This window comes from Pseudomonas sp. ef1 (assembly GCF_007293365.2).
GTDB classification, from domain to species: Bacteria; Pseudomonadota; Gammaproteobacteria; order Pseudomonadales; family Pseudomonadaceae; genus Aquipseudomonas; species Aquipseudomonas siliginis.
Map to the genome: position 1 here is coordinate 3184354 of NZ_CM129815.1, position 21719 is coordinate 3206072.

Annotated in this window: 26 protein-coding genes and 1 tRNA gene; 19 read left to right on the forward strand and 8 right to left on the reverse strand. The window is 57.5% G+C overall.

Features of this window, described 5'->3' with window-relative positions; all coding sequences use genetic code 11:
- The first annotated feature begins 1 nt into the window (after position 1).
- Together FEE99_RS14400 and FEE99_RS14405 are read left to right on the forward strand one after the other, a co-directional pair.
- Positions 2-1237 carry a c-type cytochrome gene (locus FEE99_RS14400; protein WP_041478542.1) on the forward strand — a complete coding sequence of 412 codons (1236 nt, stop codon included), beginning with the start codon at positions 2-4 and terminating at the stop codon, positions 1235-1237.
- Between the two features lies 1 nt (position 1238).
- Positions 1239-2210, forward strand: coding sequence for an XdhC family protein (locus FEE99_RS14405; RefSeq protein ID WP_041478543.1), 972 nt, complete (start codon positions 1239-1241; stop codon positions 2208-2210).
- A gap of 129 nt (positions 2211-2339) precedes the next feature.
- Here FEE99_RS14405 and FEE99_RS14410 read toward each other — a convergent pair whose 3' ends face one another.
- Positions 2340-3623 (reverse strand): NAD(P)/FAD-dependent oxidoreductase, encoded by a 1284-nt coding sequence (locus FEE99_RS14410; RefSeq protein ID WP_041478544.1) that lies wholly within the window; start codon positions 3621-3623, stop codon positions 2340-2342.
- Between the two features lie 183 nt (positions 3624-3806).
- On the opposite strand from FEE99_RS14410, the gene FEE99_RS14415 reads away from it, so the two are divergent.
- A tRNA-Val gene (locus tag FEE99_RS14415) sits at positions 3807-3883 on the forward strand.
- Between the two features lie 463 nt (positions 3884-4346).
- Complete coding sequence (locus FEE99_RS14420) at positions 4347-4802, forward strand: DUF2214 family protein (protein ID WP_041478545.1); 456 nt, start codon at positions 4347-4349, stop codon at positions 4800-4802.
- 219 nt (positions 4803-5021) lie between these two features.
- Here FEE99_RS14420 and csrA read toward each other — a convergent pair whose 3' ends face one another.
- Entirely contained in the window at positions 5022-5216 is a 195-nt protein-coding gene (gene csrA, locus FEE99_RS14425; protein WP_003179932.1) for a carbon storage regulator CsrA, read from the reverse strand.
- A 250-nt stretch (positions 5217-5466) separates the two neighbouring features.
- Here csrA and FEE99_RS14430 point away from each other — a divergent pair, with 250 nt between their 5' ends.
- Positions 5467-5832: an SPOR domain-containing protein gene (locus tag FEE99_RS14430; RefSeq protein WP_041478546.1), complete on the forward strand. Its 366-nt coding sequence runs from the start codon at positions 5467-5469 to the stop codon at positions 5830-5832.
- An 84-nt stretch (positions 5833-5916) separates the two neighbouring features.
- Here FEE99_RS14430 and FEE99_RS14435 read toward each other — a convergent pair whose 3' ends face one another.
- The 3 genes from FEE99_RS14435 to FEE99_RS14445 all read right to left on the reverse strand — a co-directional run bounded on the left by FEE99_RS14435 (position 5917) and on the right by FEE99_RS14445 (position 8166).
- Complete coding sequence (locus FEE99_RS14435) at positions 5917-6606, reverse strand: endonuclease (RefSeq protein WP_041478547.1); 690 nt, start codon at positions 6604-6606, stop codon at positions 5917-5919.
- Between the two features lie 4 nt (positions 6607-6610).
- Positions 6611-6880, reverse strand: a complete 270-nt coding sequence (locus FEE99_RS14440; protein WP_016774035.1) for a DUF1654 domain-containing protein — start codon at positions 6878-6880, stop codon at positions 6611-6613.
- Positions 6881-7077: 197 nt separating this feature from the next.
- Positions 7078-8166, reverse strand: a complete 1089-nt coding sequence (locus FEE99_RS14445) for an asparaginase (protein WP_041478548.1) — start codon at positions 8164-8166, stop codon at positions 7078-7080.
- Positions 8167-8502: 336 nt separating this feature from the next.
- Between FEE99_RS14445 and FEE99_RS14450 the strand changes: the two genes are divergently transcribed.
- The 8 genes from FEE99_RS14450 (at position 8503) to FEE99_RS14485 (ending at position 16116) form a co-directional block, all read left to right on the forward strand.
- Positions 8503-8952 (forward strand): hypothetical protein, encoded by a 450-nt coding sequence (locus tag FEE99_RS14450; RefSeq protein ID WP_041478549.1) that lies wholly within the window; start codon positions 8503-8505, stop codon positions 8950-8952.
- Positions 8953-9150: 198 nt separating this feature from the next.
- Positions 9151-10107 carry a sugar ABC transporter substrate-binding protein gene (locus FEE99_RS14455; RefSeq protein ID WP_024012403.1) on the forward strand — a complete coding sequence of 319 codons (957 nt, stop codon included), beginning with the start codon at positions 9151-9153 and terminating at the stop codon, positions 10105-10107.
- 55 nt (positions 10108-10162) lie between these two features.
- The gene (locus FEE99_RS14460) at positions 10163-11716 is read left to right on the forward strand and encodes a sugar ABC transporter ATP-binding protein (RefSeq protein WP_041478550.1); all 1554 of its coding nucleotides are present in this window, start codon (positions 10163-10165) and stop codon (positions 11714-11716) included.
- Complete coding sequence (locus tag FEE99_RS14465; protein WP_016774040.1) at positions 11713-12690, forward strand: ABC transporter permease; 978 nt, start codon at positions 11713-11715, stop codon at positions 12688-12690. The genes FEE99_RS14460 and FEE99_RS14465 overlap by 4 nt, the downstream gene beginning before the upstream one ends.
- Before the next feature lie 3 nt (positions 12691-12693).
- Positions 12694-13713, forward strand: coding sequence for a LacI family DNA-binding transcriptional regulator (locus FEE99_RS14470; RefSeq protein WP_041478551.1), 1020 nt, complete (start codon positions 12694-12696; stop codon positions 13711-13713).
- 24 nt (positions 13714-13737) lie between these two features.
- Positions 13738-14655: a ribokinase gene (gene rbsK, locus FEE99_RS14475; RefSeq protein ID WP_041478552.1), complete on the forward strand. Its 918-nt coding sequence runs from the start codon at positions 13738-13740 to the stop codon at positions 14653-14655.
- Entirely contained in the window at positions 14652-15056 is a 405-nt protein-coding gene (rbsD, locus tag FEE99_RS14480; RefSeq protein ID WP_041478553.1) for a D-ribose pyranase, read from the forward strand. Before rbsK ends, rbsD begins: the two co-directional genes overlap by 4 nt.
- 31 nt (positions 15057-15087) lie before the next feature.
- The gene (locus tag FEE99_RS14485) at positions 15088-16116 is read left to right on the forward strand and encodes a nucleoside hydrolase (RefSeq protein ID WP_041478554.1); all 1029 of its coding nucleotides are present in this window, start codon (positions 15088-15090) and stop codon (positions 16114-16116) included.
- Between the two features lie 33 nt (positions 16117-16149).
- On the opposite strand, the gene FEE99_RS14490 is transcribed toward FEE99_RS14485, so the two are convergent.
- Positions 16150-16350, reverse strand: a complete 201-nt coding sequence (locus FEE99_RS14490) for a hypothetical protein (protein ID WP_016774045.1) — start codon at positions 16348-16350, stop codon at positions 16150-16152.
- Between the two features lie 129 nt (positions 16351-16479).
- On the opposite strand from FEE99_RS14490, the gene FEE99_RS14495 reads away from it, so the two are divergent.
- Both FEE99_RS14495 and FEE99_RS14500 read left to right on the forward strand, forming a co-directional pair.
- Positions 16480-16782, forward strand: coding sequence for a hypothetical protein (locus FEE99_RS14495; protein ID WP_041478555.1), 303 nt, complete (start codon positions 16480-16482; stop codon positions 16780-16782).
- Between the two features lie 166 nt (positions 16783-16948).
- A complete protein-coding gene (locus FEE99_RS14500) occupies positions 16949-17266 on the forward strand; it encodes an I78 family peptidase inhibitor (protein WP_016774047.1) in 318 nt (105 codons plus the stop codon).
- A gap of 64 nt (positions 17267-17330) precedes the next feature.
- On the opposite strand, the gene FEE99_RS14505 is transcribed toward FEE99_RS14500, so the two are convergent.
- Both FEE99_RS14505 and FEE99_RS14510 read right to left on the reverse strand, forming a co-directional pair.
- Positions 17331-17543 carry a cold-shock protein gene (locus FEE99_RS14505; RefSeq protein ID WP_003179963.1) on the reverse strand — a complete coding sequence of 71 codons (213 nt, stop codon included), beginning with the start codon at positions 17541-17543 and terminating at the stop codon, positions 17331-17333.
- 290 nt (positions 17544-17833) lie between these two features.
- A complete protein-coding gene (locus tag FEE99_RS14510) occupies positions 17834-18136 on the reverse strand; it encodes a hypothetical protein (protein ID WP_041478556.1) in 303 nt (100 codons plus the stop codon).
- Between the two features lie 370 nt (positions 18137-18506).
- Between FEE99_RS14510 and thrS the strand changes: the two genes are divergently transcribed.
- From thrS to rplT, 4 genes are read left to right on the forward strand one after another with little or no spacing between them, the layout of a single operon-like run.
- Complete coding sequence (gene thrS / locus FEE99_RS14515; protein ID WP_024012407.1) at positions 18507-20429, forward strand: threonine--tRNA ligase; 1923 nt, start codon at positions 18507-18509, stop codon at positions 20427-20429.
- Positions 20429-20980, forward strand: coding sequence for a translation initiation factor IF-3 (infC, locus tag FEE99_RS14520; protein ID WP_169432615.1), 552 nt, complete (start codon positions 20429-20431; stop codon positions 20978-20980). Before thrS ends, infC begins: the two co-directional genes overlap by 1 nt.
- Before the next feature lie 60 nt (positions 20981-21040).
- Positions 21041-21235 (forward strand): 50S ribosomal protein L35, encoded by a 195-nt coding sequence (gene rpmI, locus FEE99_RS14525; protein ID WP_002553160.1) that lies wholly within the window; start codon positions 21041-21043, stop codon positions 21233-21235.
- 27 nt (positions 21236-21262) lie between these two features.
- Positions 21263-21619, forward strand: a complete 357-nt coding sequence (rplT, locus tag FEE99_RS14530; RefSeq protein ID WP_002553161.1) for a 50S ribosomal protein L20 — start codon at positions 21263-21265, stop codon at positions 21617-21619.
- Positions 21620-21719 lie beyond the last annotated feature (100 nt).

Genomic DNA, 21719 nt, shown 5'->3' on the forward strand with positions numbered 1-21719 from the left:
CATGAAGCGTTTACTGACCCGCCTGACTTTTGCGGTCGGACTGACTGCGCCGCTTTTGGCGGTCCACGCCGATGATCAGGTCAAGCGCGGCGAATACCTCGCTCGCGCCGCTGACTGCATGGCTTGTCACACCGCGCCGGGTGGCGCGCCCTATGCCGGCGGCCTGCCGATCGTCTCGCCATTCGGCACGATCTACGGCACCAACATCACCCCGAGCAAAGAGCACGGCATCGGTCTGTACAACGATGACGAGTTCTTCGCTGCGCTGACCGAAGGCAAGCGGCGCGACGGTGCGAATCTGTATCCGGCGATGCCGTACACCTCGTATCACCTGATGCCGCGCGCCGATTCCGATGCGATTCACGCGTATCTGAAAACCATCGAGCCGATCGAACGCGCCGCGCCGGTGACCAGCCTGAGCTTTCCGTTCAATGTGCGTCTGGGCCTGACCGGCTGGAACATGCTCTACGGCAAAGACGTCAAGCTGGAGCCCGCCGAAGGCAAAAGTGCGGCGTGGAAGCGTGGCCAGTATATGGTCGACGTCCTCGGCCATTGCGGTGAATGCCATACGCCACGCGGCCTGCCCGGCGCGATGCAGATGGACAAGCGCATGACCGGCGGCATCCTCAATGGTTATCTGGCGCCGAGCCTGCTGGCTACCGACCTGGCCGCGCGCGGCTGGAATCAGCAGGATCTAAGCACGTTTCTCAAGCATGGCATGAGCGCGCAAGGAACGATGTTCAACGAAATGTTCCCGGTGTTTCACAACAGCACTCAAGGTCTGAGCGATGCTGATCTGGCGGCAATGGCGACGTTCCTGCTTGGCGAGCAACCGCCACCTGCCAAAGAGCTCGTCGAAGTACCGCTGGACAAGCTCAGCGCGAGTGCTCAGCGCGGCCGTCAGGAATATCTGAACGTCTGCGCCGGTTGTCACGCGGCTGGCGGTGAAGGCAAACCGCACATCGCAGTGGCCATGCGCGGCAACACCACGTTGCGTCTGGAAGATCCGCGCAACCTGTTGCGAGTGATCGATGACGGCATCGGCGAACAGAAGTTCTCCGGGTTCGAGCACATGCAGCCGATGCCGGGTTTTGCTGAAAAGCTCAGTCCTGAGCAATTGACTGATCTGCTCAACTACCTGCGTCAGGGTTGGGGCGGCCAGAGCGCTGAGCTGGCAGTAAGTGAAGTGCAGAAGCTGCAAGCCGACGCGCCGAGCGTCGAGCGCAAGGCCCACTGATATGCAGCATCTCGATCTGCAAGTGGTGCGTCGGGCGCTGGAATGGTCGGTGGCCGGGCAGCGAATCTGGCTGTGCACGGTGCTGACCACTTACGGCTCGGCACCGCGCGCGCCGGGTTCGCTGCTCGCGGTGAACGAAAGCGGGCAGTGGATCGGTTCGCTGTCGGGCGGTTGCGTTGAGGAGGATTTTCTTGAGCGCGTTGCCGAAGGTGCGTTTCTCGAAGCAGTCAGCGTCGTGCGTTACGGCGAAGGCGATGATCCGCGCTCGCGGGTCAGTCTGCCTTGCGGTGGCATTCTCGATGTGTTGGTGGAAAAACTTGACGCCGACTGCGCGGTGCAGGCGCATCTGCGTGAACTGGAATCAGCGCTGCTGGGTCAACGTCGTCTGCTTCGCGAAGTCGATCTGGCCAGCGGTGCGCGCACTCTTTTCGCTGACCGCGAGCAGGGTGCGCGGATCGAGCGTGAGATTGATCGGGTGCGCATTCGTATCGGTGCAGCACAGCGCTTGTTGCTCGCCGGCTACTCCAGTGTGGCGCAGGCCTGTGCCGAGTTCGCGGTAGGACTTGGCTTCGAAGTGATTCTCTGCGATCCGCGCGACGAGGTGCTGGAAGGTGTGGTGCTCAATGGCGTGGAAATTCGTCGACAGTTGCCTTCGGTGTTTATTGCCGACGGTGGTTGTCATCGCGATACGGCGGTAGTGGCGTTGACCCACGATCCGCGTATCGATGATCTGGCGATGATGGAGGCGGTGCGCACCAAGGCGTTTTACATCGGTGTGATGGGATCGCTGCAGACGTCGCAAAAACGCTTTGATCGCTTACGTCGCATTGGTGGTTTGAGCGAGGCGGAGCTGGCGCGGATTCATGCGCCGATCGGCCTCAACCTCGGCAGCAAGACCCCGGCGGAAATTGCGCTGGCGGTGCTGGCGGATATCCTGCGGATTCGCAGCGGGATCGCTCGGGATCAGCTCTGATCCTAAGCCTTGCTGAATCTACTGTGGCGAGGGGATTTATCTCCGTTGGCCTGCGCAGCAGTCCCCTCCTGCTCAAGAGGGGGCGCTTCGCACCCCCAGCGGGGATAAATCCCCTCGCCACAATGGTGTTTATAGACCGTACTTATCGCGCAGCCCGTAATACCAGGCGCCCAGCGCGGCAAACGGTGTGCGCAGCAATTGCCCGCCGGGGAAGGGGTAGTGGGGCAGGTCGGCAAAGGCATCGAAGCGCTCGGCCTGACCGCGCAACGCTTCGGCGAGGACTTTGCCAGCCAGGTGCGTGTAGGTGACGCCGTGGCCGCTGCAGCCCTGCGAGTAATAGATGTTGTCGCCCAGGCGCCCGACCTGCGGTAAGCGCGAAAGGGTCAGCAGGAAGTTGCCGGTCCAGGCGTAGTCGATCTTCACGTCCTTGAGTTGCGGGAAAGCCTTGAGCATCTTCGGGCGGATGATCGCTTCGATGTTCGCCGGATCGCGAGCGCCATAGACTACACCGCCGCCGAAGATCAGGCGTTTGTCGGCGGTCAGGCGATAGTAGTCGAGTAGATAGTTGCAATCCTCCACGCAGTAATCCTGCGGCAGCAATGCTTTCGCCAGCTCATCACCCAAGGGCTCGGTGGTGATCACCTGAGTGCCGCACGGCATCGATTTGGCCGCCAGTTCGGGCACCAGATTACCAAGATAGGCGTTGCCGGCGACGATGATGAACCTGGCCCTGACCTTGCCTTGCGGTGTATGCACAACCGGATTGGCCCCGCGCTCGATGCGCACGGCAGGTGATTGCTCATAGATGGTGCCGCCGAGAGACTCGACTGCCGCTGCTTCACCGAGCGCCAGATTCAGCGGATGGATGTGGCCGCCGCTCATATCGAGCATGCCACCGACGTATTGATCGCAACCCACCACTTCACGGATGCGCCGTTGGTCCATCAATTCCAGCTGGGTGTGGCCAAAGCGTTCCCACAGGCGCTTTTGCGATTCCAGGTGGCCCATTTGTTTGGCGGAAAGGGCGGCGAATACACCGCCATCTTTCAGGTCGCACTGGATGTTGTATCTGGCCACGCGCTCGCGAATGATCCGGCCGCCTTCAAAGGCCATTTCGCCGAGCAGTTGCGCCTGCTTGGGGCCGACCGTGCGTTCAATGACGTCTATGTCGCGGCTATAGCTGTTGACGATCTGCCCGCCGTTTCGGCCTGAAGCGCCAAAACCGACTTTCGCCGCTTCCAGCACGGTTACGCGAAAACCGTTCTCCAACAGGAACAGGGCGGACGACAGCCCGGTATACCCGGCGCCGATCACACAGACGTCCGTCTCCACATCATCCTGCAGCACAGGGCGTGGTGGTACGGCATTGGCCGACGCAGCGTAATAAGACTCTGGATATTGGGTGTTCGCCATCCTGCTGCCTCTGTTTAATATATTTTACGAGTACGTCGATCCTACCCGAGTTGAAAAACCTCCGCCAGCCACCGGAATATCTTCGCTGCTGAGCCAAAATTAAATATTTTGCATATTCATAGGGTTAGGTGAAAAAAAGGTGTTGACACCCCTCCGGAATTCCGTAGAATGCCGCCTCACAGCAGGCACGTAGCTCAGTTGGTTAGAGCACCACCTTGACATGGTGGGGGTCGTTGGTTCGAGTCCAATCGCGCCTACCAAACAAAATCCGCTCTGCTGGGCGGTCTAGAAGGGCTCACCGAAAGGTGAGCCCTTTTTTGTTGTCTGCGATTTGCGCAACGCTTGTTCCCGGTCATTTCCGCTTCGCTTTGATCAGCTCTCCATTCATTACTATTTGGGCAAAGTGATCAAGCGCCATTTTGGTGCGTTTTCTACCATTTTGTTGTTGAAAACACCTGAATATCCAAAGGCTTACAGCTATTTTTCTCCAACCGGTTATCGAAAAAGCCTTGTTGCATGTTGGGAATTTAAGTAACATCCGTTCCGCGTTCACCACCACGGTTTATGCATTTTTAAATCCCAAGCTTCCATCAGCTGCTTGGGATTTTTTTTGCCTGCGTTTTGGCGTTTGGCATCTGTCTCGCCGTCAGCTCCAAGCGAGGCCCCGCTTTTTCGTCTACTACTGACTGGCCGATTTTCAACTCTTTGTAAGGGAGTGCGTCGATGCTGAGTCAGTGGATCCTTGCGGCTGTTCATCTATTCGCGTTTGCCTTGGCTTTCTGGGCGGTGCTGACGCGCGGCACAGCGTTCAGCCAGCTCTCGGCGGGCACGGGAGAGCTCAAGCGCGTGCTGCTCGCGGATAACCTCTGGGGGCTTTCAGCTTTGACGCTGCTTATTACCGGAGCGATGCGCGCATTTGGTGGTTACGAGAAAGGCTCTGACTATTACCTGCATCAGCCGCTGTTTCATCTGAAGATGACGTTGTTAGTGCTGATCCTGCTGGTAGAGCTTGCACCCATGATCACGCTGATCAAATGGCGCATCGCATCATCGCGCGGGGTGCCGCTTGATAGCGGACGTGCGAAGTTGTACGCGCGAATCAGTCATGTTGAAGCGCTGCTGCTGATCCTGATGATGGTCGCGGCGACAGGCATGGCGCGTGGGGTGATATTCGCTTAGAAGGCGAAATTCTCCGCGCTCTATCGGAAACGTCCGACAGCCAGCTCCGGGAGTGAAAGGTAATATCGGCGTAAGAAAGGACGAAGGGGCAAGTGAAAGGAGTCAGCATGCTTCAGGCGCCGTGCCCAGCGGGGTGAAATGCGGATGGCTAAACGGCGCGTGAATCTTTAGCCAGTCTTGCGCGACGGCAATAGGACTGGCTACGTAATGCAAAGTGGCTCAGGGTGTTTGCGGCTTGTCCGGAGCGGTCAGGCCGGCCTGGATGCGTTGGTAAATTTCTTCACGGTGCACTGCCACGTTTTTCGGAGCGTTGATGCCGATGCGAACCTGTTGGCCGCTGACTCCGAGGATGGTGATCGTGATGTCATCACCAATGTTTATGCTTTCACCGACTTTGCGGGTGAGTATCAGCATGGTCTTCTCCTTGATTGCTTTGTAGGGCACCTGATTCAGACAGTGCAGAGGTCGGTGGTATCTATAGATTAGTGCGAAGTCTCACGGTTTGGGTGCCTCTTTCTGACGCGCAGATGCGGCATTAATTCCCAGGGCGTAACTATACAGAGGCTGCAATCATCATTCTCGTTGTTTTGTGCCCATTTTGCGGGGCTCGCGAAGTATTTATGAATGATAAGATCGCCGCTTTGTGAATTCCGAGGAAAGCGTTGTGCGCAAATTGGTTTGGCTGGTAGCGGCACTGGCATTGGCAGGCTGCGGTGAAGGCAAGAGTGTAGATGCGCCAAAGCCTGAGACAAAGGTCGCGGCAGCGCCGGCGGCGGCTGCGCCTCAGTGGGATCTGGAAGTGCGTGGCGAGACTCCTCAGGCCGTCAGTGATCTGAGCGGCTGGTTGATCGAGCATGCTTTCGTTCCGACGGTCGTCAAGGACGGCAACGGTAAAACGCGAATTCTGATAGGTCCGTTCAACTCCCAGGCTGATGCCGAAGCGCGCAAGGTGCAGGTGGATGCGGCATTGGTAAAAGCCAAGAAACAAAATATCGAGTCGGTGGTGATTGAGCATCCCCTCACGCCATAAGCGAAGCGCCTTCAAAACAGATTGAACGCAGACATGAAAAAGGCTTCGAGCATAACGCTCGAGGCCTTTTTATTTGTGCTGCGATCAGCCGCAGGCTTTCAGATTTACCGAGCCGACAAACTCGTTGCCGCGCCCCATCACGCACGCCACGCTCTGGTTGCGCTGACGTTCCCAGTCCTGCACTGGATAGGTCTTGTCCCACGCTTCGTACAACTGCCGATCTTGCTTCGACAGCCGCAGTCCGTATTGTTTGCTCATGTAAAAATACGTGCGGGCGATCATGCCGCGGATCGAAGGGCGGGGCATGACCTTCTTGGCCTTGAAGTCGACCTGGGTCAGGCAGGATCCATACTGACCGGACTGCACCGGCAACCAGCCGTAGCTGAAGTTGCTGCGATCACCGTTGACCTCACCGATGCTCGGTACCAGGTTGTGCAGGTCAGCTTCGGCCTTTTGATAAACCGGATCGTAACGCGTGCAATTCTTGCGTCCGCCTTGCTGCCAGCACTGCCGCTGATGCCCGATCTGCCACGCCGGCACGATGTGCTCCCACTCGATCCTCGATGCACGCTTGGCGTTCTTGCGCGGCACATAGCCGCAAGCCTTGAGATCGACGCGGTTGCCGGTGTACTTGCAGCCGCAGTAGAACTCCGTGGACTGCGGCGCATAAAGTTTCCATGCGGCTTTCTTGGCTTCGGAAAATGTACGTGGGGCGCCAGCCTGGGCGCCCACGGCGAAAAACAACAACAGCAAAGCAACACAGCGGACACTCATTGAATCAATCTTCCTTCGGCACAACCCAAAAAATCTGCACGCCACCGTCGTCGCGATAAGCGAGGGTAACGTTGTCGTTCTCGTCGATTTCCTCGAGCAAGCGCTCCCAGTCGTCCATCGGCTCATCCGGCAGACGGAAAATCAGTGCGGCTTTGGCTTTTTGTGCGGTGGGGGAATTGATGATTTTCTGAACGCGCATACCCATGCGTTCGTAAGCGTCAGGAGCAGCAGGAGAGGTGGCCACGAGGTTATCCTTATTAAGCTGTACGTGCATACAGTATTTAACTGTAAGCGATTTCGCAACTGCTTAAAATTCAAGAAAATCCTCTGACAGCGGGTTTCCGATTTTGGTGTAGGACTTGTCGAGATTTTTGTGGGAAAAGTATTTGAAGGGTGTAAGCGGGGCACCACCTGCCAAGCTGGCAGGTGATGCGCAATTGCCCGATCGAGAAGTGATCAGGCGATGTTCAATCAGTATTCCCAGAACATCCGTTGCAGCTCTTTGCTGTCGTTGGTCTTGGTCAGTGCAACCATCGCCAGGATGCGGGCTTTCTGCGGGTTCAGGTCGTGAGCGACAACCCAGTCGTATTTGTCGTCGGGCTGTTCGGCGTTACGCAGGACAAAGCCGCCGGCGTTGACGTGGGACGAGCGAATGATCTGCACGCCATCCTTGCGCAGGGCTTGCAGGGATGGAACCACGCGGGAAGATACCGAACCGTTGCCAGTGCCAGCGTGGATGATGGCTTTGGCGCCGGCTTGAGCCAGTGCCTTGTAGGCGGTATCGCTGACGTTGCCGTAGGAATAGGCAATTTCTACGTCAGGCAGGCTCTTGATGTTTTTGATGTCGAATTCCGAATCCATGGTGTGACGCTTGGCCGGCAGGCGGAACCAGTAGGATTTGCCTTCGACCACCATGCCCAGCGGACCCCAGGCGCTTTTGAATGCTTCGGTCTTGATGTTGATCATTTTGCTGACGTCGCGACCGGACTGGATCTCGTCGTTCATGGTTACCAGCACACCTTTGCCGCGTGCTTCTTTGCTGCTCGCTACGGCGACGGCGTTGTACAGGTTGAGCATGCCGTCTGCCGACATGGCAGTGCCCGGACGCATCGAGCCAACGACGATGATCGGCTTGTCGGTTTTCTCGACCAGGTTCAGGAAGTACGCGGTTTCTTCCAGAGTGTCGGTGCCGTGGGTGATAACGATGCCGTCCACGTCCTTGCTGTCAGCCAGTTCGGAAACGCGACGACCCAATTGCAGCAGGTTGTCGTTGGTGATGCTTTCCGAAGCGATCTGCATGACTTGTTCGCCACGCACGTTAGCCAGTTTGCTCAACTCGGGAATGCCGGCAATCAGTTGTTCGATGCCGACTTTTGCTGCCTGATAAGTGGCGCTGTTGGCCGCACTGGCGCCGGCGCCAGCGATGGTGCCGCCTGTGGCGAGGACGACGACGTTGGCCAGTTTCGTCTGGGTTTCGGCTTCTTTTGCCTGAAGGGCAGTAGGCAGGAGCAGGAGTAGGGCCAATGCGCCCGGAATCAAGGTATTGAAAGCAGATTTCATTATTTTTCTCTCTAGTCGTGAGACGGTGCTGATGCAAGTTCATCTAGATGCGCCCCAAGCCGATCTGAATGCTCGAGGTGCAAGGACGGGAGCAGGATTCATACCATGCGTAATGTGCTGGCGGAAAATGTTTAACCCAATGATTTAAATCAACATTTGTCGAGGGCTAGAGCATCGTTGAGGATCCATCCATCCGGGATTCCGAACGACAGGCGGATTCGTGTTCGGCTCGCCGATAGGCAATCTCTGAAAAGCCAGGCGGGTGACAAATCCTCGCTAAAGAAATGTGCTCTCAGGCCGATGCGTCCTCAAGGAAACCAAATCTTAGGAGTTCACATGTCACTGACGGTCGGTTTTGCCAATCCCGCTGCGGTCACCATTGGCGGTAAAACTGCAGCGACGATCAACAGCCTGAACGATGCGACCAATGAGACCTCGGCGCAGGCGCTGGGTACCGAAAAGACTGAGAAGAATCAGGTCAGAACCGGTGGCGGGCCTGTGCAGGAAAACAGTGAAACCGAGGCTGACAGCAATCTCAGCATCACCGTCAAGACGTTGCTCAAGCGGATGAAGGAACTGCAGAAGCAACTTCAGGAACAGCAACAGCAACTGGCTGCGGCTCAGGCCGCAAGCTATCCGACTCCCGAAGCGAAATCCCAGGCAGTGATGTCGATTCAGGGCCAGATCGCGCAAACCAGCGCCGCACTGGCAGAAGTGGCGGGTGCGTTGGTCAAGGAGATGTCGAAAAGCGCCACCAGCGGTGGCCTGGTCAACACGACTGCCTGAAGCGTCAAATTGCCAATTCAGCGATTCGGCCTACAACAAAAGACGATTTCTGATTGTTGACAAATGTCAGCGGGATTCTCATAGTTCGGTCTACGCAAACGTTTGCGCGACTTGGAAGGGCATCTGCTCCCGGAGTCATGACGTAGCTTACGTCAGCGCAAACGTTGCTCACAATAATCATAAGATCGGAGTGAACCCATGAAGCTGCCATTCGCCGCACGTCTTCTTGCTGTCGCTATGCTGGCTGCCACAGCCGCCGCACTACCTGTCTCCTCGGCGTTCGCCGAATCTGCAGAAAAGCCCAAAGTCGCGCTGGTCATGAAATCCTTGGCCAACGAATTCTTCCTGACCATGGAAGACGGCGCCAAGGCCTACCAGAAAGAACACTCCGCCGATTTCGATCTGATCTCCAACGGTATCAAGGACGAAACCGACACTGCCGGCCAGACTCGCATCGTCGAACAGATGATCCTGGCCAAGGTGAATGCACTGGTGATCGCGCCTTCTGACTCCAAGGCCATGGTGCCGGTGATCAAGAAGGCCGTAGACGCCGGTATCACGGTGATCAACATCGACAACCAGCTCGATCCCGCCGTGGTCAAAAGCAAGAACATCAACGTGCCGTTCGTAGGTCCGGACAACCGCAAGGGTGCACGTCTGGTTGGCGAATACCTGGCCAAGCAGCTGAAGGCGGGCGACGAGGTCGGCATCATCGAAGGCGTGTCCACCACCACCAACGCACAGGCGCGCACGGCCGGTTTCAAGGACGCGATGGAAGCCGCGCAGATCAAAGTGGTCTCGCTGCAGTCCGGTGACTGGGAAATCGACAAGGGCAACAAGGTTGCGGCTTCGATCCTCAGTGAATACCCGGATGTCAAAGCACTGCTGGCCGGTAACGACAGCATGGCGGTCGGTGCCGTTTCCGCAGTCCGTGCCGCTGGTAAGGCAGGGCAGGTGAAAGTCGTCGGTTACGACAATATCAACGCGATCAAGCCAATGCTCAAGGACGGCCGCGTGCTGGCGACGGCTGACCAGTTTGCAGCCAAGCAGGCCGTGTTCGGCATCGAAACTGCGCTGAAGATCATCAAAGGCGAGAAAGTCGACAGCGGTGCCAACGGCGTGATCGAAACACCGGTCGAGCTGGTCACCCAGTAAGTCATCTGGCGACACAACGGCGCTCGTCCGTCCGGGCGAGCGCATGGAGATTTCTATGTCAGTTTCCGCCCCGAACGCTGTCCTCTCGGTCAGCGGTATCGGCAAGACCTATGCGCAACCGGTGCTCACCGGCATCGATCTGACGCTGATGCGCGGTGAAGTACTGGCGCTGACCGGCGAAAATGGTGCCGGCAAAAGTACCCTGTCGAAGATCATTGGTGGTCTGGTCACACCCACTACCGGCCAGATGCAATTCCACGGCAAGGATTATCGTCCTGGCAGCCGTACCCAGGCCGAAGAGCTTGGCGTGCGCATGGTCATGCAAGAACTCAATCTGTTGCCGACGCTGTCGGTGGCGGAAAACCTCTTTCTGGATAATCTGCCGAGCAGCGCGGGCTGGATCAGCCGCAAGCAGTTGCGCAAGGCGGCGATCGAAGCCATGGCGCAAGTCGGCCTCGATGCGATCGATCCGGACACGCTGGTCGGCGAACTCGGTATCGGCCATCAGCAGATGGTTGAAATCGCGCGCAACCTGATCGGCGACTGCCATGTGCTGATCCTTGATGAGCCGACCGCGATGCTCACGGCGCGCGAAGTCGAAATGCTCTTCGAGCAGATCAGCCGATTGCAGGCCCGCGGCGTTTCCATCATCTATATCTCTCACCGTCTCGAAGAACTGGCGCGGGTGGCGCAGCGTATTGCCGTGCTGCGTGACGGCAATCTGGTCTGCGTCGAGCCGATGGCCAACTACAACAGCGAGCAACTGGTCACCTTGATGGTCGGTCGCGAACTGGGCGAACACATCGACATGGGGCCGCGCAAGATCGGCGCTCCGGCGTTGACGGTAAAAGGCCTGACCCGCTCTGACAAAGTCCGCGACGTCTCTTTTGAGGTGCGTGCCGGGGAGATCTTCGGCATTTCCGGATTGATCGGAGCTGGGCGCACGGAATTGCTGCGGCTGATATTCGGTGCCGATGCTGCCGACAGCGGCACCATCGCGCTCGGCTCCCCGGCCAAGGTCGTGAGTGTTCGCTCGCCAGTCGATGCCGTACGCAATGGCATCGCGTTGATCACCGAGGATCGCAAGGGCGAAGGGCTGCTGCTCAGTCAGTCGATCAGTGCCAACATTGCCTTGGGCAACATGCCGGAAATCTCCAGTGGCGGTTTCGTCAACAACGGCGACGAAATCTCCCTGGCGCAACGTCAGATCGAAGCCATGCGCATCCGCAGCTCGAGCCCGACGCAGTTGGTTTCGGAGCTGTCCGGCGGCAATCAGCAGAAGGTCGTGATCGGCCGCTGGCTGGAGCGCGACTGTTCGGTGCTGCTGTTCGACGAGCCGACTCGCGGGATTGATGTCGGCGCCAAGTTCGACATTTACGGTTTGCTCGGTGAGTTGACCCGCCAGGGCAAGGCGTTGGTCGTGGTGTCCAGTGACTTGCGCGAGTTGATGCTGATCTGCGACCGGATCGGCGTGCTTTCGGCGGGGCGTCTGATCGACACCTTCGAGCGCGACAGCTGGACCCAGGATGATTTGCTTGCCGCCGCATTCGCCGGCTACCAGAAACGTGATGCGTTGCTCAATGAGGCAGCGCCTAGGGATCTCCCATGAAAACTGCATCTTCTGCCAGTAAACGTAGTGGCAATTTCTTTGGCCTGGGTACTTATCTGGGCCTGGCCGGTGCCTTGCTGGCGATGATTGCGCTGTTCTCGGTTCTGAGCAGCCATTTCCTTTCGTACAACACTTTCAGCACCCTGGCCAACCAGATTCCCGACCTGATGGTGCTGGCGGTGGGCATGACCTTTGTGCTGATCATCGGCGGCATCGATTTGTCCGTCGGCTCGGTGCTGGCGTTAGCCGCATCGACGGTCAGCGTGGCGATTCTCGGCTGGGGCTGGAGCGTTTTGCCCGCGGCGCTGCTCGGCATGGCGGTGGCGGCTCTGGCCGGGACCATCACTGGCTCGATCACCGTGGCCTGGCGGATTCCGTCGTTCATCGTCTCCCTCGGCGTGCTGGAAATGGCCCGCGGCGTGGCGTATCAGATGACCGGGTCGCGGACTGCGTACATCGGCGATGCGTTCGCCTGGCTGTCGAATCCGATCGCGTTCGGTATTTCACCCTCGTTCATCATCGCTTTGCTGGTGATCTTCATCGCGCAGGCAGTTTTGACCCGCACTGTTTTCGGCCGCTACCTGATCGGCATCGGCACCAACGAAGAAGCCGTGCGGCTGGCCGGGATCAATCCCAAGCCCTACAAGATTCTGGTGTTCAGCCTTATGGGCCTGCTGGCGGGCATTGCCGCTCTGTTTCAGATTTCGCGTCTGGAGGCGGCTGACCCGAACGCAGGTTCGGGTCTGGAACTGCAAGTGATCGCGGCGGTGGTTATCGGTGGTACCAGCCTGATGGGTGGACGCGGTTCGGTAATCAGTACTTTCTTTGGCGTGCTGATCATTTCCGTGCTCGCGGCCGGTCTCGCGCAGATTGGTGCGACGGAGCCGACCAAGCGCATCATCACCGGCGCGGTAATCGTTATCGCTGTGGTGCTCGACACCTATCGCAGTCAACGCGCCAGTCGCCGGGGCTGAACCATGGCAACGATCAAGGATGTAGCGGCGCTCGCGGGCATTTCCTACACGACCGTGTCGCACGTGGTGAACAACACCCGCCCGGTGAGTCAAGAAGTGCGGCGCAAAGTCGAGGCGGCGATCAAGAGCCTCGACTACGTGCCCAGTGCCGTGGCGCGCTCGCTGAAAGCCAAAACCACGGCGACCATCGGCCTGCTGGTGCCTAACAGCCTCAACCCGTACTTCGCTGAATTGGCGCGCGGAATCGAGGATTACTGCGAGCGCAACGGTTACTGCGTGATCCTCTGTAACTCCGACGACAATCCGGACAAGCAGCGCAGTTATCTGCGCGTGTTGCTGGAAAAACGTATCGACGGTTTGATCGTCGCCTCCGCCGGCGGTGACACTGGTCTGGCGCAAGGGCTGGCAGGCGTGAAGACGCCGATGGTTATCGTTGACCGGGGCCTGGAAGGTGTGAATGCCGATCTGGTGCGCATCGACCACGAATACGGCGCTTATCTGGCAACCCGTCACCTGCTCGAGTTGGGGCATCGCGACATCGCCACCATTGGCGGTCCGGCCAGTACCAGCGTGGCGCAAATGCGTCAGGCCGGTTATTGCCGAGCGCTGCGAGAAGCGGGAATCGAGGTGCGCGAGGAGCGTATGCTCGAAAGCGACTTCACCAGCACCGGCGGTTACAACGCCGCCGCCCGGCTGCTCGAGAGCAATCCGCCGAGCGCGATTTTTGCCGGCAACGACATGATTGGCATCGGTGTGCTGCGTGCGGCGGCTGAACGTAATGTCCGGGTGCCGGCCGAGCTGTCGGTGATCGGCTTCGATGACATTCAGATGAGCCGTTATGTCTATCCGGCGCTGACCACGGTCGGCCAGTCGATCCTGCAACTGGGCGAGATGGCCGCCGAAGTGCTGTTGCGCAGAATTGCTGCGCCGGATTCGGGCACCGATCAACGCATCGTGACCCCGAGCATTGTCCTGCGCGAATCGACCGCGCCGCTGTCCGGCGTGTTCACCGAATATCGCTGAAACCGAATTGATGAGTAGTGATGTATGCCAGCAAATGTAGTGGTAATAGGCAGCCTGAACATGGACCTGGTCACCCGGGCGCCACGGCTGCCGCGCGGCGGTGAAACGCTGATTGGTCATTCCTTTGCCACTGTGTCGGGCGGCAAGGGCGCCAATCAGGCGGTTGCTGCTGCGCGCTTGGGCGCTAAGGTGGCGATGATCGGTTGCGTCGGAAATGACGACTACGGTGTGCGATTGCGCGATGCCTTGCTCGCCGAGCACATCGACTGCGAGGCTGTCAGTGTCGTAGAGGATTCCAGTGGCGTAGCGCTGATTGTGGTGGATGACAACAGCCAGAACGCCATCGTGATTGTCGCCGGTGCCAACGGCGCGATGACGCCGGCAGTGATCGACCGTTTTGATGCGGTTTTACAGGCCGCCGATGTAGTGATCTGTCAGCTCGAGATTCCCGATGCGACGGTCGGACATGCGCTCAAGCGTGCGCGTGAGCTGGGCAAAACCGTCATCCTCAACCCGGCGCCGGCCAGCCGTCCTTTGCCGGCTGACTGGTTTGCCGCCATCGACTATCTGATTCCCAACGAAAGCGAAGCCGCCGCATTGAGCGGACTCGCTGTCGACTCGCTGCAGTCGGCAGAAACGGCTGCCACTCAGTTGATTGCCATGGGCGCGGGCAAAGTCATCGTCACGTTAGGCGCGCAAGGCTCATTGTTCGCCAACGGCAACGGCTTCGAACATTTCCCCGCGCCGGCCGTGAAGGCGGTCGATACCACGGCGGCGGGCGACACTTTCGTCGGCGGTTTTGCCGCAGCGCTGGCCGATGGCAAGTCTGAGGCCGAGGCGATTCGCTACGGTCAGATCGCCGCTGCACTGTCGGTTACCCGCGCCGGTGCGCAACCGTCGATTCCAACCATGTCCGAAGTACAGGCGTTCAAACCCGCATGAAAAAGACTCCTCTGCTTAACGTCGCGCTGTCGCGATTGATCGCTTCTCTTGGCCACGGTGACATGGTCGTGATTGGCGATGCCGGTTTGCCCGTGCCACCGGGTGTCGAGTTGATTGATCTGGCACTGACCCATGGCATCCCTGATTTCGTCAGCACGCTGAAAGTTGTACTCAGCGAGATGCAGGTAGAGAGCCATGTGCTGGCCAAAGAGATCTTCGACAAACAACCCACGGCACTTGCCGATCTGGACGCGTTGAACGAAGAGGGCGCGCTGGGCCGTAGGGATCTGCTCACCCACGAGCAGTTCAAGGTGCTTAGCCGACAAGCCAGGGCGATCATTCGTACAGGAGAATGTCAGCCGTACTGCAACATCGTTCTGGTCGCCGGGGTTACATTCTGATTTCCGATATCACCTGCACAAGGAATGCGCTATGCAACGCTATGCTGCAAAACTTCATCAACTGGTCCGGAGCCTGCTGCTTTTGTCTGTGATAACTGCGACCGGCGTTCAGGCCGCTGAAAAAATCGATTTGATCATCGACACCGATCCAGGCGCTGACGACGTTGTCGCTTTGCTCTTCGCGCTGGCGTCGCCGGATGAACTGAATATTCGCGCGTTAACGACTGTCGCCGGCAACGTGCGCCTGGACAAGACTTCGCGCAACGCGCGGCTGGCTCGCGAATGGGCAGGGCGCGAAGACGTGCCGGTTTACGCTGGCGCACCGAAGCCACTGATGCGCACGCCGATCTACGCCGAGAACATTCATGGCAAGGAAGGCTTGTCAGGCGTCACTGTTCACGAACCTAAGAAAGGCCTGGCGAAAGGCAATGCCGTCAATTACCTGATCGACACTCTCAAATCCGCCAAACCGCACAGCATCACCATTGCCATGCTCGGTCCGCAGACCAACCTGGCTCTGGCATTGATCCAGGAGCCGGAAATCGTTCAGGGCATCAAGGAAGTGGTGATCATGGGCGGGGCGCATTTCAACGGTGGCAACATCACCCCTGTGGCTGAATTCAACTTGTTCGCCGATCCGCAGGCTGCCGAGGTGGTGCTCAAGAGCGGGGTGAAGCTCACCTATCTGCCGCTGGACGTGACCCACAAGGTCCTGACCAGCGATGCACGCCTGAAGCAGATCGCCGCGCTGAACAACAATGCGAGCAAGATCGTCGGCGACATTCTCAACGAGTACATCAAGGGCGACATGGAGCACTACGGCATTCCCGGCGGTCCGGTGCATGACGCGACGGTTGTGGCGTATCTGCTCAAGCCTGAGCTGTTCACCGGTCGGGCGGTCAACGTCGTAGTGGATAGCCGAGAAGGACCGACATTCGGCCAGACCATTGTCGACTGGTACGACGGCCTGAAAGCACCGAAGAATGCATTCTGGGTCGAAAATGGCGACGCCCAGGGATTCTTTGATCTGCTGACCGAGCGCCTGAAACGCCTGAAATAAGTCGTCAACCCGCAGGCGGTTGCCTGCGGGTTTTCACTGCGGCTGTTCGGCCTGACCGATCGGATAGCGTTCGAATACCTGATTGATAAAATGCTGCGCCGCTTCTATCCCCAACTCCTTGACCAGTAAATCAATGCCGATCAGCGCCAATTCTTCCGTCGTGCCGGGGCTGTAAGAGCTGTGTCCTTCGGCCCATTTGGCGTTGATGGCGGCGTCGATGCTTACACTGGTCATGGGAGGCTCGAAAGGTAAGGATGTCTGTTTCCGAGTTAACCATTTTGTGCGGCATTTGGCACTGCGACTTAGGCATGAGCGGAGCCCTATGCGACACTTGGTCTTTTCCGGCTTGCAAAGGACCCCGCTGTGCAGATTGATCTGAATACCCCTGACGGCCTCACACTCGAAGCAGTGCGCCAATTGCTTGCCTCGGGCAGTGACGACGTGCACAACCAATTGCGCGTGACCAAAGATGGCATTGCCTATCTGTCTACGGTGACCGGTGGGCAGGATATCGAGGGTCTGTTGTTTCGCCTGGAAACCTGGGCGAAGGGGTCGGGCTATGTGGGTAACGTCGCAGCCAGCGATGAAGTCTGGGTGATGCAGATTTTCAACGCACTCAAAGACAACTGGCCGAATCCGCCCTACGACTACATCGACGCTTATTGAGGTCGTTAATATTCAGTCACGAATGTTTGATGAGCCGGACAGGGCGGCTCAGGCACACTCGGCATTTTTCCGCTCGTGGGGCAGGGCATGGCTTGAGCCTTGAAACCAAACGCCGCATTGGCGGTCGCACGATCTCTGCTTAAACATTTGAAAACAAGGAGGCTTCATGCCTTTGAAGTTCGCGACACTGGGTGCACTTATGGCCGCTGCTCTGTTGGCTGGTTGCAGCACAACTTCCAGCGAGTCGGCAAAGGAGCCCGTGGCGGCTGAATCAGGAAATAGCCGCTGCGAAGCATCGGCGGCGCAATTTGCCATCGGCAAGAAGGCATCCCCTGAGTTGCTGGATCAGGCGCGTGCCAAGGCTGGGGCGCAAAATGCGCGCTTCCTCAAGCCGAACGACATGATCACCCTGGAATACCGCTCCGATCGCCTGAACCTGAACACCGACAACAACTTGGTGGTTACCCGCGTCAATTGCGGCTGAACACTTTGTTCAAGACATAAAAAACCCCGTCACTTGGACGGGGTTTTTTTAGTGCGCCGAGAAATTACTCTGGGCGAACCTGTGCAGCTTGCATACCCTTTTGGCCTTTCTCAGCCACGAAAGAGACGGTCTGGCCTTCTTTCAGGCTTTTGAAACCGTCGGATTCGATAGCTTTGAAGTGTACGAACAGGTCGTCACCGCCACCTTGAGGAGTGATGAAGCCGAAGCCTTTTTCATCGTTGAACCATTTAACGGTGCCGGTTTGGCGATTAGACATGGTGTATCTCCAAGAAACATATATTTTCAGTAGTGCTGTGCTGCTCAGGCCAACTGGGCACACCCGGGTATCATAGTCGAAATGTTCGCTTTGGTAGCCCCCCGGACGTGCTGTTTGCCAATCAGTCGTGTTTTCTTTACCACCTGGTTGCGCTGAAAGCCCCGGTTTGAAAGGCTTTCAGCGAAACGTAAAGACGATAAAAAAACCTGTAAAACCTGCATAAATCGTCTGAAAAGCCTCATTTCCAGCACTTTTTTCCGCCTTTCAGCCGATGTTAATGCCCGGTTTTCTTATTTTTTCGGGGCGGTATTTGCCTTGCATTTGGCGATCTGGCCAAGGGCTTTCTGTTGCAATTCAGGAGTCGCCTTGTTGTCCATCAGCGCCTGAATGTCACTGGCCGGATAGGACTTGATGGCGTCAGCTCCGCAAGCGCAGTGGGATTTCGCCGCGGCAGCACCGATTTGCTGGGTTGCAGCCTGAGTGCACTGGGCCATGTACTTCTCGCGCTCGCCTTTTGGCCAGTCGGCATGGGCGCTCAGTGGTAGCAGCAGAACGACGGGGGCGACGAGGGCGAATAAGCTTTTCAGACGCATGCGAGGATGCTCCTTGTGGGTCAATGTCTTGTTATCTGAGGGCGCAAAGGCCGATCAAGTTCAGCACTCTGGCATAAAAACGGACATTTGGCCTTCTGCCAAATCAGGGCGTAAGCGACCGCTCATCTGTGCTAGCATGCCGGGCTCAAGCGTTCTCAGGCTTCGGATGACCTTCAGTCCCGAAGCGGTCGGCGTGCGAATTTTTCCGATTTGAATCCCAGTCACTCTGGTTCGGTTTTCCGGTTGGCCGCAAGGCTCCTGCCGCTGTAAGGCAGGCGTTCGTCATTGAATGGCCTGGATCGGATCTTGTACTGGCTCATCCCAACCCACGTGACCTTTGGTAGGGGTCACCACTAGGAGAGGAGGCGCCATGCCAACTATTACTCTTCCCGACGGCAGTCAACGTTCATTCGATCACCCGGTTTCCGTAGCCGAGGTCGCCGCGTCCATTGGTGCAGGCCTGGCCAAAGCCACGCTCGCGGGCAAGGTCAATGGCCAACTGGTCGACGCCAGCGACATCATCAGCAGCGACGCGACCCTGCAAATCATTACGCCAAAGGATGAAGAGGGGCTGGAGATCATTCGCCACTCTTGCGCGCACCTGGTTGGCCACGCGGTCAAACAGCTGTACCCGACCGCGAAGATGGTCATCGGCCCGGTCATCGACGAAGGCTTTTATTACGACATTGCCTACGAGCGTCCTTTCACGCCGGAAGACATGGCGGCTATCGAACAGCGCATGCAGCAACTGATCGAGAAAGATTACGACGTCATCAAGAAAGTCACTCCGCGCGCTGAAGTGATCGAAGTGTTCAAGGCTCGTGGCGAAGACTACAAGCTGCGTTTGGTTGAAGACATGCCGAACGAGCAGGCCATGGGTCTGTACTATCACGAAGAATACGTCGACATGTGCCGTGGTCCGCACGTGCCGAACACGCGTTTCCTGAAATCCTTCAAGCTGACCAAGCTGTCGGGCGCCTACTGGCGTGGCGACGCCAAGAACGAGCAATTGCAGCGCGTCTACGGCACCGCTTGGGCTGACAAGAAACAGCTGGCGGCGTACATCCAGCGCATCGAAGAAGCCGAGAAGCGCGATCACCGCAAGATCGGCAAGCGTCTGGGCCTGTTTCATACCCAGGAAGAATCCCCGGGCATGGTGTTCTGGCACCCGAACGGCTGGACTCTGTACCAGGTGCTTGAGCAGTACATGCGCAAGATCCAGCGCGACAACGGCTACCTTGAGATCAAGACTCCTCAAGTCGTCGACCGCAGCCTGTGGGAGAAATCCGGGCACTGGGCCAACTACGCCGACAACATGTTCACCACTCAGTCGGAGAACCGCGACTACGCCATCAAGCCGATGAACTGCCCATGCCACGTGCAGGTGTTCAATCAGGGCCTGAAAAGCTACCGCGAGTTGCCGATGCGTCTGGCCGAGTTCGGTGCTTGCCACCGTAACGAGCCGTCGGGTGCGTTGCATGGCATCATGCGCGTGCGAGCCTTCACTCAGGACGACGCGCACATCTTCTGCACCGAAGAGCAGATGCAGGCCGAGTCCGCTGCGTTCATCAAGCTGACCATGGACGTCTATCGCGATTTCGGCTTTACCGAAGTCGAGATGAAGCTGTCCACTCGTCCGGAAAAACGCGTCGGCTCCGATGAGCTGTGGGATCGCGCTGAAGCAGCATTGGCTGCAGCCCTTGATTCTGCTGGCCTGCCGTACGATCTGCAGCCGGGCGAGGGTGCTTTCTACGGACCGAAGATCGAGTTCTCGCTGAAAGATTGTCTCGGTCGAGTCTGGCAGTGTGGTACCTTGCAGCTCGATTTTAACCTGCCTGTCCGTTTGGGCGCTGAATACGTCTCTGAAGACAACAGCCGCAAACACCCGGTGATGTTGCACCGCGCGATCCTCGGTTCGTTCGAGCGTTTCGTCGGGATTCTGATCGAGCACTACGAAGGTGCTTTCCCTGCGTGGCTCGCGCCGACCCAGGCGGTGATCATGAATATCACTGATAAACAGGCAGATTTTGTTGCAGAGGTTGAAAAAACTCTCAACGAAAGCGGATTTCGTGCCAAGTCCGACTTGAGAAATGAAAAGATCGGCTTTAAAATCCGCGAGCATACTTTGCTCAAGGTTCCCTATCTTTTGGTTATCGGAGATAAGGAAGTCGAGATGCAGACTGTCGCTGTGCGTACTCGTGAAGGTGCTGACCTGGGCTCGATGCCCGTCGCCCAGTTCGCTGAGTTTCTCGCGCAAGCGGTTTCCCGGCGTGGTCGCCCAGATTCGGAGTAATTATTATTAAGCGTGAAATGAGACAAGATAAACGAGCTGCACCGAAAGCCCCGATCAACGAGAATATCTCGGCACGCGAGGTTCGGTTAATTGGCGCTGATGGCGAGCAGATTGGCATCGTCTCGATTGATGAAGCGCTTCGTATCGCTGAAGAAGCAAAGCTTGATCTGGTGGAAATTTCCGCAGATGCAGTCCCGCCTGTTTGCCGGGTGATGGACTACGGCAAATCGATCTTCGAGAAGAAGAAGCAGATTGCCGCGGCGAAGAAAAACCAGAAGCAGATTCAGGTTAAAGAAATCAAGTTTCGTCCAGGGACGGAGGAAGGGGATTACCAGGTAAAACTGCGCAACCTGGTACGTTTCCTGAGTGACGGGGACAGGGCCAAGGTATCCTTGCGATTCCGCGGCCGTGAGATGGCCCACCAGGAGCTGGGGATGGAACTCCTCAAGCGGGTTGAACAAGACCTGCTCGAGTACGGTTCGGTCGAACAGCATCCTAAGATGGAAGGACGCCAGCTGATCATGGTCATCGCCCCGAAAAAGAAGAAGTAATCAACAGGGCACGGCAGGCCTTCTGATTATGTTTATCAACTGAATGCGGAGTATCCGAACATGCCAAAAATGAAAACCAAAAGTGGTGCTGCCAAGCGGTTTCTGAAAACTGCTAACGGCATCAAGCACAAGCACGCTTTCAAGAGCCACATCCTGACTAAAATGTCGACCAAGCGTAAGCGTCAACTGCGCGGTAGCAGCTTGCTGCATCCGTCTGACGTGGCAAAAGTCGAGCGCATGCTGCGCCTTCGTTAATTTAGTCAAGAATAGAGGAAGTAACTCATGGCTCGTGTAAAGCGTGGCGTCATTGCCCGTAAGCGTCACAAAAAAATTCTGAAACTTGCTAAAGGCTACTACGGCGCACGCTCCCGCGTATTCCGTGTTGCCAAGCAAGCGGTAATCAAGGCAGGCCAATACGCCTACCGTGACCGTCGTCAGAAAAAACGTCAGTTCCGCGCTCTGTGGATCGCTCGTATCAACGCTGGTGCTCGTGTTAACGGTCTGTCCTACAGCCGTTTCATCGCTGGCCTGAAAAAAGCGTCCATCGAGATCGACCGTAAGGTTCTGGCTGATCTGGCAGTGAACGAAAAAGCGGCGTTTGCTGCGATTGTCGAGAAAGCTAAAGCCACCTTGGCTTAAGTACCCCCGACAGTCACCCGGCCTCACCTCTGTGGGGCCAGGTGTTAAACGTCATAAATAGGGGAAGAGCCTTCAAGCTCTTCCCCTATTTTGTATCTGG